Origin of the sequence: Pseudomonas sp. BW7P1, assembly GCF_024981055.1 — a bacterium.
In the GTDB taxonomy this organism is placed as follows: domain Bacteria; phylum Pseudomonadota; class Gammaproteobacteria; order Pseudomonadales; family Pseudomonadaceae; genus Aquipseudomonas; species Aquipseudomonas bananamidigenes.
Genome location: NZ_CP103374.1, coordinates 1794969 through 1808259, shown reverse-complemented (window position 1 = coordinate 1808259; position 13291 = coordinate 1794969). Strand labels below are relative to the sequence as shown.

Annotated in this window: 4 protein-coding genes and 1 pseudogene; 2 read left to right on the top strand and 3 right to left on the bottom strand. The window is 56.8% G+C overall.

Translation table 11 applies throughout. The annotated features are described in order from the left end of the window. Nucleotides 1-45 precede the first annotated feature (45 nt). The gene (locus tag NWV16_RS08140) at nucleotides 46-5985 is read left to right on the top strand and encodes a hypothetical protein (RefSeq protein WP_260522639.1); all 5940 of its coding nucleotides are present in this window, start codon (nucleotides 46-48) and stop codon (nucleotides 5983-5985) included. Nucleotides 5986-6054: 69 nt separating this feature from the next. Here the strand turns inward: NWV16_RS08140 and NWV16_RS08135 are convergent, their stop codons facing one another. From NWV16_RS08135 to NWV16_RS08125, 3 genes are all read right to left on the bottom strand, one after another. Continuing rightward, on the bottom strand, nucleotides 6055-8349 hold the full coding sequence (locus tag NWV16_RS08135; RefSeq protein WP_260522638.1) for an autotransporter outer membrane beta-barrel domain-containing protein: 2295 nt from the start codon (nucleotides 8347-8349) through the stop codon (nucleotides 6055-6057). 185 nt (nucleotides 8350-8534) lie between these two features. Next, a complete protein-coding gene (locus tag NWV16_RS08130) occupies nucleotides 8535-10466 on the bottom strand; it encodes a hypothetical protein (protein WP_260522637.1) in 1932 nt (643 codons plus the stop codon). A gap of 149 nt (nucleotides 10467-10615) precedes the next feature. After that, nucleotides 10616-12541, bottom strand: a complete 1926-nt coding sequence (locus NWV16_RS08125) for a hypothetical protein (protein ID WP_260522636.1) — start codon at nucleotides 12539-12541, stop codon at nucleotides 10616-10618. A 495-nt stretch (nucleotides 12542-13036) separates the two neighbouring features. Here NWV16_RS08125 and NWV16_RS08120 point away from each other — a divergent pair. Then, nucleotides 13037-13204: pseudogene (locus NWV16_RS08120) on the top strand (DUF6124 family protein); the annotation flags it as partial. Between the last annotated feature and the right edge of the window lie 87 nt (nucleotides 13205-13291).

The following is a 13291-nucleotide window of genomic DNA, read 5'->3' as shown; positions in this document are numbered from 1 at the left end:
AAAACCGTCTGCGATCCCATTGCGTGCTCGTTCAGGAGTTTCGTCATGCCCACCAAAAGCCTGCTTCTGTTTCCCGATCTCAATCAGCCCGTCACAAGGGCGCTTCGGCCCATGCAGATCAGCGGCGCAGTCGCGCCAGTCGTGGATGCCGATGGCGGGATCAATATTGCAGTGGTCGAGGAAAGCGCCAGCGGCGTGCTGTGCGTAATTGTGGCGTACCTCGACATGCTGGAGGGTGATAAAAATGTCGTTTACTGGGATGACGTTCCGCTGCTCACCCGAATGGTTGAAGCGGGGGAAAAAGACAAGCACCTGTTCTTTTATCTGGACAAAGCGCTGTTCACTTCCGGTCTGCATGAATGCTTTTATGAATTGACCCGGTTCGGCGCAAGCACGCCGGACGATCCCTCTGTAACGTCATTGTTTTTCGTCAAACTCACCAGCCCCGGTGGCCGAGACAGGGAACCCCATCTACCCGACGGGCACTCCGAACTGCACATCGCGCAACTGCCGCAGGAAATCATCGATCAGGGAGTGATCGACGCGGCGTGGGCAAAAAAAGGGGTTCCCCTGACGGTTCGTGCCTATCCTGAAATCAGGGTGCGAGACACGATTCTGATGCGCTGGGGCAGCCATACCCTCGCGCCGCACCTCGTCACACAACCGCAGGCAGAGGGCAAGGACCCCATCGTGATCGTCGCCAAACAGGAAGACATTCTGGCCGGTGGCGACAGCCCGACGCTGGAAATCAAGTACAACCCTCACGATGAAGTATGGAACTGGTCTTCCCGGCACTCCAAACGCACTCGGATTGCCGTCGACGCCGGCGCCTGGCGTCTGGTTGCCCCGATTATCAAGGAATCGGTCAATGGGATCATCACGATCATCGACTTGAACCAGCGGGACGTCACGGTCCAGGTCCACATCCAGGGCTCGGATTTCGCGCTGAACGACTCAGTGGAAATGACCTGGATCGGCACCCCTTTCACTGGCAAGCCGTTGATTCACACCGAAACCAAACCGGTGGACAACATCCCGAGTGTCATGGAATTCAAGGTGCCGTACGCGCAAGTCCGCGCCATCGCCATGGGCCGGGCTGACGCCTCCTACGTATTGACGAAAGCAGACGGAAGCCCACCGCTGTCCTCCAAACGCGAATTTGCCAACGTGGTGGGTGACGTTTCGATGCCGGACGCACCGACGATTCTCGAGTTGCTGGGTGACATACTCGAGTCAGACAGGCCCTACGCCACGGTACGGATCAAGTATCTGACCATTGCCAATGGCGATTTGGTCGCCGGTCACTGGATAGGTGAAAAGTCCAACGGTCAGCCCTATGTCCATGAGTTCACTCATACCGTCAGTGACAATGAGGCAAAAGAAGGCTTTTTCACTGTTTACATCGACGCAGAGCACATCATCGTGCTCGGCAACGGCCGTCTCGATCTTTGGTACACCGTGTCCAATGACAAGCCGGAGCTCTACGGCGTCAGTGATTCAGAGCATCTGTTGGTCAAGGTGCAAACCGTCACCGCGACACTGCCCAGGCCCGAGGTGGAGGAAGCCGACAAAGACAAGGATGTGCTCGACCCCTCCAAAGTCTTTGACGTTGTCCACATACTGATCGAAAACCCTCCGACGCAAAAAGACGACATCGTGACCTGGTACTGGCAGGCGACTCATCCATTGGGCAGCATCAGCGACCAGTTGCCCATCACCTCGCTCAGCGCCGGTAAACCGCTGCGTTTCAGAGTGCCTGCGGAATATGTCACTGCCAATATCGGGCAATATGTCAAGGTCCGTTACTCGCTATGGCGCCCCTCCAATCAACGTTACGAACATTCTGCAACGCTGAATCTTCTGATAGGTGAACTCGTCGGCGAGCTGCCCCCACCCAAAGTAGTTCAGGCCCCCGACGATATATTGAACCCCAAAGACGGCCTCAACGGCGCCGACGTACGCGTCAGTTACAAAAGCATGAAACCCGATCTGGATACCATCAACCTTAAATGGATCGGTACAGAGGGTGAAGGCACTTCACTTGATCTTGAATTGCCGGGGGATGCCAGTGGAACCGTCACTTTTCACATAGGCAGCAACGTGATCGGCGCCAACATCGACCGACGAGTGAGCGTCGGTTACGGCGTGACACGCTATGGTTTCACCACTCCCTCTGAGTCCCTGGACTTGTATGTTTCCAACTTCGAGGACCCTGAAAACGACTGGCCGCGTCCGCAAGTACCTTTGGCAACCAGCGATGTTCTTGATCTGATGACGTTCAGCGGTGATGCGAACGCTCTCGTATTGAAATGGCCGTTCATTGCGCTCAAGCAACGCCTCTGGCTAAGACTGGAAGGCAAGACAACGACAGGCAGCGACTACGTCATCCGGATGCTCGATGGCGTGGAGATCACTCCGGCGCAGGTCAGCAACGGGCTGAATGAAGTGCTGCTAAGAAGCGAGTTGATGAAACTGGGGCATTCCACACCGGCAGACGTGATTTGCAAAGTCTCGTTTGATGGCACCGATCAGGAAGTCAATGCGATTGAGTTCCCGAAATTGTCGCTGACGATCAGAACCCGGTACGACTGGCTGACGCCGAAGATCACCCATGTGACTGACGCCAGTGGGGAGGTTGCAGAGGGTGGCGATACTTTCTTTGAGCAGGTGACCGTCAAAGGCACCGCGACCCGGGATGAGAAGGTCGAGATTTTCGATGGCTCCACCTCACACGGCAATGCTGACGTTGGGGTTGATGGCATCTGGAGCAAGACCCTGCTCAACCTCCAGATCAAGGATTATCACATTACAGCTCACGCTCTATATGCAGCGGACCCGGTTTCCAGCCTGATCCGGGCTTTTACGGTGAAGGCGGCTGTTCAACCGACTATCACCGACATTATGGACTCCAAAGGCAGCGTACCGCACAACGGCACCACCTTCGACACCAGCGTCACCGTCACCGGCAAGGCCAGCCCCGGCCAGACCGTGCAGCTCTATGACGGCACTACCGCTGTCCCGCCTGTGACCAATGTCGATGCCAATGGTGACTGGAGCAAAACCTTCACCGGCCTCAGCGTTGCACCGCACAACATCAAGGCCAGGGCACTGTACGGGGCACAACCGGAGTCGGCGGTTCGCAGCTTTACCGTCGCACAAACCGTGACCCCCACCATCACCAATGTCACCGACTCCAAGGGCAGCGTGCCGCACAACGGCACCACCTTCGACACCAGCGTCACCGTCACCGGCAAGGCCAGCCCCGGCCAGACCGTGCAGCTCTATGACGGCACTACCGCCGTCCCGCCTGTGACCAATGTCGATGCCAATGGTGACTGGAGCAAAACCTTCACCGGTCTCAGCGTTGCACCGCACAACATCAAGGCCAGGGCACTGTACGGGGCACAACCGGAGTCGGCAGTTCGCAGCTTTACCGTCGCACAAGCCGTGACCCCCACCATCACCAATGTCACCGACTCCAAGGGCAGCGTGCCGCACAACGGCACCACCTTCGACACCAGCGTCACCGTCACCGGCAAGGCCAGCCCCGGCCAGACCGTGCAGCTCTATGACGGCACTACCGCCGTCCCGCCTGTGACCAATGTCGATGCCAATGGTGACTGGAGCAAAACCTTCACCGGTCTCAGCGTTGCACCGCACAACATCAAGGCCAGGGCACTGTACGGGGCACAACCGGAGTCGGCGGTTCGCAGCTTCACCGTCGCGGTCGCCTCGGCCCCGTCCATCACCAATGTCACCGACTCCAAGGGCAGCGTGCCACACAACGGCACCACCTTCGACACCAGCGTCACCGTCACCGGCAAGGCCAGCCCCGGCCAGACCGTGCAGCTCTATGACGGCACTACCGCCGTCCCGCCTGTGACCAATGTCGATGCCAATGGTGACTGGAGCAAAACCTTCACCGGTCTCAGCGTTGCACCGCACAACATCAAGGCCAGGGCACTGTACGGGGCACAACCGGAGTCGGCGGTTCGCAGCTTCACCGTCGCGGTCGCCTCGGCCCCGTCCATCACCAATGTCACCGACTCCAAGGGCAGCGTGCCACACAACGGCACCACCTTCGACACCAGCGTCACCGTCACCGGCAAGGCCAGCCCCGGCCAGACCGTGCAGCTCTATGACGGCACTACCGCCGTCCCGCCTGTGACCAATGTCGATGCCAATGGTGACTGGAGCAAAACCTTCACCGGTCTCAGCGTTGCACCGCACAACATCAAGGCCAGGGCACTGTACGGGGCACAACCGGAGTCGGCAGTTCGCAGCTTTACCGTCGCACAAGCCGTGACCCCCACCATCACCAATGTCACCGACTCCAAGGGCAGCGTGCCGCACAACGGCACCACCTTCGACACCAGCGTCACCGTCACCGGCAAGGCCAGCCCCGGCCAGACCGTGCAGCTCTATGACGGCACTACCGCCGTCCCGCCTGTGACCAATGTCGATGCCAATGGTGACTGGAGCAAAACCTTCACCGGTCTCAGCGTTGCACCGCACAACATCAAGGCCAGGGCACTGTACGGGGCACAACCGGAGTCGGCGGTTCGCAGCTTCACCGTCGCGGTCGCCTCGGCCCCGTCCATCACCAATGTCACCGACTCCAAGGGCAGCGTGCCACACAACGGCACCACCTTCGACACCAGCGTCACCGTCACCGGCAAGGCCAGCCCCGGCCAGACCGTGCAGCTCTATGACGGCACTACCGCCGTCCCGCCTGTGACCAATGTCGATGCCAATGGTGACTGGAGCAAAACCTTCACCGGTCTCAGCGTTGCACCGCACAACATCAAGGCCAGGGCACTGTACGGGGCACAACCGGAGTCGGCAGTTCGCAGCTTTACCGTCGCACAAGCCGTGACCCCCACCATCACCAATGTCACCGACTCCAAGGGCAGCGTGCCGCACAACGGCACCACCTTCGACACCAGCGTCACCGTCACCGGCAAGGCCAGCCCCGGCCAGACCGTGCAGCTCTATGACGGCACTACCGCCGTCCCGCCTGTGACCAATGTCGATGCCAATGGTGACTGGAGCAAAACCTTCACCGGTCTCAGCGTTGCACCGCACAACATCAAGGCCAGGGCACTGTACGGGGCACAACCGGAGTCGGCGGTTCGCAGCTTTACCGTCGCAGTACACACCGCTCCTACGCTTGATTCCGTCAGAGACTCTCGCGGTGAACTGCTGAATAACGGTACGACCACAGACACTTCAGTCTCGTTGCAAGGTAGGGTGACGCCTTTGCATCAGGTCCAGATCTACGATGGAGGCACGCCAAAACACACTGCGACAGCTCTGAATACAGGCATCTGGAATACCACATTGGCAGTAGGACTGGGTGGGCATACCATCACCGCACGGGCGGTGGTGACCGGACAAACGTCAAATGCGCGAAGCTTCACCGTAAACTCGCCGATTCCTCCACTGAACTTCAACACCAGCCCGGTGACATTGAGCGGCAAGATCTACCTGATTCCCGGCAATCCCGAAGTACTCCCGGCTTTCGGTCCGGGAACGTCAGTGCATCACCAGGCATCCGGGGGGCAGCCCGCTTATATCTATACCTCCAGCAACACGAGCGTGGCTTTCGTTGATCGCTCATCTGGACTGGTCACGGTCAGAGGTCGCGGTTCTGCAACCATTACCGTCTCAGATGCAGCCAATCAGTCAAAGAGCTACACCGTGAGCGTGACAGGTGTCATCCATTGTGTCGGCCTCGGACAGGGAAACTGGACAACCATGAGAAACAATGCCGCCAACAACGGCGCTCGATTACCCTCCTTGGGCGAACTCAGAGAGATGTATAACCTTTATGGAAGCCGTTGGCCCATGGGGAATTATTATTATTGGTCAACAGATCTCGCGGCCTCGTGGCCCATAACCCGGTATTACATGAAAAACCTCGTCACCGGAACGGAAGCTCACGTTCAACATTACGGTACTGCAAACGGAGTGGGCATAAGATAAAACGGCTGCGATTGCAGAACGCAAAAAGCGCCTCATTGTTTATGAGGCGCTTTTGAAAGACTCAGCGACTTACCAGCTATACCGCACTCCCACATTCCCCCCCCAAGGCTGCTCAATATGCTCGCCATTGGCGTAATCCAGATCAACATGCACCTGCCATTTGTCCGACAACGCCACCGCCACACCCGTGCCGAACTCCGCCCGTGAACCCGACAGGTCGTTGTTGAACACGTTGTTGTTGACCTTCACCTCATTGTTGTTCGCAAACTCATGGGCGATGGCTGCACGCACATAAGGTTGCGCCACAGCACCGTTGCCGATATCAAAATTGCGCCCGAACGTGGTGCCAGCCTTGCCCAGGAATGAGCGGGTACGATCGCCATCGGCCTGCATATCGTTGTCCAGGCTGAAGCGTTTGCCCTGGATCTGCGCCGCCGAAAACTGCGCGAAAGGTTCAATGAAATAATCGTTGCGCAACTTGATGTGACGACCGGCCTCAACCGATGCACTGACACCCCAGTTGTCGTAATCACCCTTGGCACGCGTGCCGTCACTCAGACCGACCTTGGCCTCATTCTGGAACCGGTTGAATTTCAGCACACCGTCAACGTAGTAACCGGTGTCGCGGTCCATCCACGTCACGTAAGGCCCGAAGTAGTAACTCTTGACCGTGCCTGAAGTACCGTGTTCAAGATTCAGGTCCGATTGACTGTAGCCCCCCATCACGCCCACCAGCACATCGCTGTCATTCACCCGGGCATCAGCTCCGAGGGAAAGCCCTTGCTGGTTCTGCCTGTACGCCACACCGGAGCTTTCTGACACGTTGTACTGATTGCCATAGGTGCGTGCCCAGGCGCCCGACTGGCCACCGTTGAAGCGCAACTCACCCATGCGGCTGCGCAGTGAACTGGCTTCTCCGTACAACAGGGTGATCGGAGAGTTGAACAGGGCCAGCACCGCACTGGCACCAGGGCTGATCACCTGGGTGGTCGGATCGAGGAACCATTCAGTGCCGCCGGTTCCAACCGGTCGCTGGGCCAGGTCATAGGACCAGGTGCCGAGATCCACTCGCCCGCCCGTCAGCGCAAATTGCGCATCGCCAGCGGCGGTGTGCACCAGGGTCAGTTGTTGTGGATTCACTGCATCCAGACCGGACGCCGCCACCAGCAAACCGAACTGCCCGGTCGCCACACCGGTGACGTTGAGGAAGTCATGCTGCCCCGTGGCGAAGTTGCCCTTCATGGCGAACGTACTGGAACCATCGGGCGACCCGGCCAGCGTACCGACGTTCAACTGGTAGAAGGTATTGGGCACATCCTGCGCACCAAAGCGAATCGTCCCGCCATTCATGGCGAGGGTTCCTACGGTGTCGTTGCCCGTCAGGGTCCAGATCGAACCACTGTTGACGGTCACGCCATTGACCTTGTCGAGACGGCCGGTGAACTGCGAACTGTTCTGCAGGGTGACGTTGGCGGTCGAACCGTTTTCGACCAGCACATCGCCGGTCATCCGGCCTTGATCGAAGGTCAGGTTGCCGGTGCTGTTGCCAGCGATGTTGATGTTGCCCTGCAACTCGCTGCTGGCGACGGTCATGGCGGCGGTGGAGGCACCCTGGACGTCGAGCAGATTGTTGTTCCCGGCAAGCAGCCGGGCGCCGTTCGACAGGTTGATGGTGGCATTGGTCCCGCGATCAACCAGAACCGCAGAACCGTTGATGCCTTGAACAGTGGCGTTATCCAGAGTGAGCGCACGAGCGCCGACATTGGCCGTATCGTTGACCATGCGCACGCCTGTGGTCTGTCCGGTGATCTGTGTCCCGGCGGAGGCATTCACCTGCCCTCCAAGAATGTTCACGCCGATGCCGCTCGTACCCGCGCCAGTCACTTGCGTATTGACCAACGACAAAGTGCTCAACCCGGTGACCTGTGCACCAAAGACGTCACCGCGAATTTGACTGTTGGAAACATCCACAGTAGAGCCGCCAGCGGCAATCGAAGATCGGTTGACGGCCAGACCGATGTCGTCGCTGGTCACGTTGGCCTGGTTGATGGTGCCTCGGCTGCTGGTGATGATGACACCTTCGATACCGCTGTTACCCACAACGGTGGCGCCATTGATGTTCAACGTAGAACCGGGCTGCACGGTGATCGATTGCGTACTTGCGCCATTGACATTCAACACCCCGCCGTTGCGCACCAGGTAGTCAATGGGTGTTGTTGTTGAATCAATAGTCAGGGTCGTGTTATCGACAATGGTAGCTGCGAGTACTACGCCGCCGGACATTGAGAAAAACGGCAGGAACACCAACATCCCCAATGTGCTTTTCAAGATCGGGGTCGAGGGATACTCGTAAGATACGTTCATGACTAGTCCACCTCCAAAATCATTACAAAAAATGCGTAGAGCATTTGCGTGAAAAATAGAGCGCGGAAGGTAATGGGATTTTCCACAAAAAAATGTAGGAGAAGTCCCTAAATAGGCAGCGAAAAACCTTCAGCAATAGTCATCGCTAAAAAAAGGGAGGCTATTGGCCTCCCGGTTTTTCTTTTTCAAATAGGGCAGGTCGTCCCGTCCCCCAGCTTCATATGCACTCTCACCAGGTGCCGCTTGGAAGGCGTAGGTCGCCCATCAATGATGGCCGAGTAACTGACTGCCCCCCATGCGCTCCCCGTGTCAATGATTTCCTGATAGGGAATCTTGATAATGAAACCATCCTGAGCCTCTTGTGCGGACGGCTTATATTTGACTTCGCGGTAAGTGTTGGGAATTTCTGTCTGGCCTGTCGAATCGCTATAACCCTGATAGATAAATACCAGGTCTTGGTCTGCCAGCTGGGGTTCCCCTCCATCAACCAGCACCTCGGCGCACTTGACCAGTACAGGGTCTGACCGCAACGAGTTACAGTTGAACCAGTCGGTAAAGTCAGGATCGAGGTGCAGAAACTTCGCATCAGGAGTAGAACCCGCTCGAATCAGCACGTCGACATCTTGCGGGAATGAGTGCTCTTCATTGTCATTCACGCCAGGGTTGGTAATTTTGTAACTGACTTCAATCGGATTGCCATTGCCTCCAGCATCGACAACGTCCCACTCGATGGTCCATACCAAATTGCCTGTTTCCGTACCGTCCAGCTGAATGACCCCTCCTAGAGTGTCTGGGACCTCCACTCCCTTCCAGATCAAAGTCATCACGTCTCCGTCCTTTAGCCCAGCGAAAACAGGCACTGTGACGTCAACTGTCTGATTGGCATCTGCCGCCGTCAGGACGTTCACCGCATTGCCGCCCTGCCCTTGAACATTAACCAGATCAAGATCGGGATTGGGGTTATCCGGCCCCGTGCCTCCGCCTGGTCGGCGAAGATCGACCTCGATATCCTTGGTCAGGGGAGTCAATGGATGCCGGACACTACCCCGCTTGATCTGATATCCGACGGTAATGGTTTTTAGACCCAAATCACCGTTGTAGACCGCGCTGTAAGGAACATCGATGTAAAAAGGAAACCCATTGATCTTCACGGCCGGCAGAAGATTGCCATCGACAGTCACTTCCAGTTCGTCGGAGCCATCGATGAAGTTGGTGTACTCCGCCAGAATACCCACCCCCACGGGCATCCGTGCATCCTCCAGATCCACGAGTCTCGGAGGTGTGTCGTCGTCGTAAAGAGGAATGCTTGGAGGCAACAGCCCTTCCGGTGGATCGGTCAGTACGACGTTGAGGTTGAGGTAATACAACTGCGTGCTCTTGTTGCCTTTGCGGTCATACAAGTAATAAAAAATCGACATTTCCCCCTCTTCGGTTCCCACCTGAGCGGCCGTCAAATTGAACGTTACAGGGTCCAAGACATCCGTCACGGTAAACGTTCCTATAAGCGTGGCGAGCGGCAGGCTGGAACCAAAATAGCATTCGGCGACATCACCGAGTTTTTTACCGCCGTACGGGGGAATGGTGATAAGTACAGAGCCATTATCATCCAGATATTTTTTGGTGATCCCGTCCCGCTCAACCTCGGGAGGTACGGTTGCTTTGCCATATGGAACAGGCGCTACATTGTCGATATTGATCACCAGCGGCGTCACATCCTGCCGGTTGCCGCCGTGATTCAATATATAACTCAACTCGTGGGGGCCTGAAGTGGATGTCAGGCCCGCTGGCAAAGTTGCGTCGAATTCGGTGACTGCTACATCAACAGGTGTCGTATAGGGAATTCTTGCCCCCTGGGCAGTGCCGTCCCACGTCAGTTGCAAGAAGCCCTGTATACCTGAGGGGTCACCCGCTTCGGCAAATCGGGGAATCAGTACTTTCAGTTCAAAACCCTGGAAGCTGGAATGCAGTTGGTTGATGTCATCGTCAGGCTTGTCAGCCAGTAATGGATTATCGGAATGCAGCTCAGGTGGTTCAGCGGCAACTTTCAGTATGCGCCGCCGGACACCAAAGAAACGCTCCCGATTCTGTGCAGGTGTGAGCGATATGAAACTGGTCATTTTTAACTTCCTCGTCATTGCTTGATTGACTGACAAAGGGCAATGAAGACCTCCATCAGGACACTTGAGTACTGATCACTACCACGAAAAAACTGGCTTTCATGCACAACTAAAACAGCAGACGCAACTTGAAACAGGCTGCCCGTAACTCACTCTTCACAAAGATCATTATCCGGCCCACAGATTTCCCCGCTGGGCATGGTTCTATTGATAACGACGAAATCCGGTCTCGACTCTCCCCGCCCGCCATTGCTCTTTCTCAAAAAATAACGACAGAGCGCCGATCCGTTATTGACCATGGGCGCAATCAACTTTTGATAGTCCGTCACCAGCACGTCAAAACCATTGCGTGCCTCATCAATACTCAGCGTTTTCGGGAAAGAGTCTGCAGCGCCCGCAATAGGAGAAGTACCGTTGGGGCCCAGACACCCTTGCCAATGCAGCTCGACAACATCGTTCTCGTCGAACGCGGCATTCCCTTTGACATGAACTTTTACATGCACCCACAAACGCGGGTTGGCGCAGCAATTGAGCAGCCCTTGCCGCCCACCATCCGGGAAGGTCGGCTCGGGCAGATTCCTGATGATGATTGCCACGTTCACCGGGGTCGTCGGGGCCAACTGCTGATTCACACCGTTATCGGTGAAGTAGCGCACGGGTAGCGCGGGATTTTCCTTGTCCAGGTCGATAAACGCCCAAGGGATGCTGAAGGGAATGATTTTCCCGGCCGTGTCACCAAACTGAACCTCATACTCCGCGACGGGCGTACTGATGGCTCCCCAATACAGAAAGACTTTTTCCCCCGGTACGGGATTGTCATGTAGCGCCAGTTGCCCTTCGGCGGGCAATTCGTAGTCATCGGGCAGCAGCTTGTTCAGCTCTTTGGAAACGGCGCCGTAAATCTCGACCTTAGCCAGCCTGGTGTTCAACAGTGCAGGTGCGTCGGGATGGTCTTGACCCGCGACTGTAAAGTTGTAGGGCACGGTTGTTTCAGGTGACGGCGGCGTCGGTATCCCGCCCCGGCTGACGCGGTAGTCGACATGCGCGTCCATGGGCCCGAGCCCGTCAGCCGTCAGCGTTGGCCAGGGCACGGTCGCGGTGAGTGGAAATGCCGCAGGATCGACATCAAGCGGTGCAAGATCATGACCGTTCCACCGGATCAGAAGTTTGTCGGAAGCATCCGGATTGTCATAAGGGTCGATTTCAACCGTAACAGCCTTCTGGTTCGTGGCCCCTTCGCGGGCATGCTCGCGGTCGATCAATCCCCGGATCGACAAGGGCACACGAGGCGGCTTGAGGTTGCCGGGCCCGGGTCTCAGATCGACAAACACCGGCAACAGCGTGGCGCGCGGCCCGATGTTGCCGGCCCAGTCACGCAGCTTGTAATAAAAATAACGTGGGCCGTGCCCTCTGGCCCGAATGTCTGCTTCATAGATCGTAATAAACAGCAGTCTCTGATCAATGTCCTGCTGGCTGAACTCTTGCTCACGAATTTCCTGCTCTGAGTCCGGCGGATTGTCGTTGTCGGTCAGAAAATAGATCGCACGGTCCCGAGCCTTGGCATCCACATAAAACGGGACTTGAAACCTGACCTCGCCAAAACGGGTGAGATAGTCGTCGGTAATGACGTTACCGGGAACGTTCAGCAATATCAGGGCTCTGGGGCTTTGCCCATCATCCGGAGGCAGCCGATCGACCGTCACTCGAGTATCAAAGGAATATTGCTTGTTCCCACCGTAATTCAACTCGTAGGACAAGGCGTAAATGCCATGCGCCAGCTTGTCCCGCGGGACTTTCAAGACCTTCTCCCCCGGCGTATCGAATGTCTCTTTGCACACCGGAGTGAACGAGCCACCCTCCAGCACCCAACTGATGGTAATGATGTAAGGGATGGGATCAGCGAAGGGGGGCGGTACCCAGTCGGGGACAATCACCTGCAGATCATCGCTTAAAGCACTGCGCGGCAGCAGGCCATCGGGGCTTTCATTGCCGTGCTCATCCTTGAGAATGATCGGAACCCTGGGTTTTTCCAGTTCGGGATCTACAGAGTCGATCTGGTTTTGAGTCTCCGGCATTACAGACGCCCTCTCAAAAAATGACCTCACGCCCTGAACAACTGCACGTTATCTAAAGGTTCAGGATTCGTTGCTCTGACGTGATTTAACGGCGTTGCACATTCACTGGCTACTGTCAGAAATTACAGGTTTTGCTACCGTTCGTCCGGAGATTGGGGGGCGCAGTCAATTCGGCAGAGCGGCATAAACAGAAATGTTTAACAAACAGGCTCAGTGGCCGACCCAGGCTACGCAGCCTTGCGCCGATGCCTACGCATCCGCCAGAATCCGCCGGCTTGTGCGCCTTGGGGGCGGGTCCTATTGTTTGGCGGTCGCTGAAAAGCAGCGATCGGGTTTAGCGATCCGGCTTCATACAGACGCAACAATGCCCACTCTCGATTGCAGTCTTATCTTTGCAATTGGCGTAATGGTGGCTGTGCGTGGGAGACCTTCAGGTCTACCCGGGGTTTCTGTGACCCGGATCGCTAACCTGCGTACAGCCGCCACCTTTACCCCTGCGAAACCCTGACCTCGGCCAAAACCATGGCCAGCGATTTCGCCGGGATGATCGATGCGCCGCAGCGGCATGTGCTGCTGGGCATCGGGCAACTGATCATGCTGGCGGAACTGGCGGTGAATCGGGTGCTGGATAATCTGGAAGTGAAGGCTGAGATGCCGCTGTAGCCTGAGCAAAGAAAAACCCGCCGTCTCGTTTGATCGGGGCGGCGGGTTTTGTCGCTTCAGCGCTCAGGCCCTACCTTTCGTCTTAAA

Excerpts from the sequence above, each read along its gene's own strand:
- NWV16_RS08140 (WP_260522639.1), top strand. The coding sequence starts at position 46 with ATGCCCACCAAAAGCCTGCTTCTGTTTCCCGATCTCAATCAGCCCGTC.
- NWV16_RS08135 (WP_260522638.1), bottom strand. The coding sequence starts at position 8,349 with ATGAACGTATCTTACGAGTATCCCTCGACCCCGATCTTGAAAAGCACA.
- NWV16_RS08130 (WP_260522637.1), bottom strand. The coding sequence starts at position 10,466 with ATGACCAGTTTCATATCGCTCACACCTGCACAGAATCGGGAGCGTTTC.
- NWV16_RS08125 (WP_260522636.1), bottom strand. The coding sequence starts at position 12,541 with ATGCCGGAGACTCAAAACCAGATCGACTCTGTAGATCCCGAACTGGAA.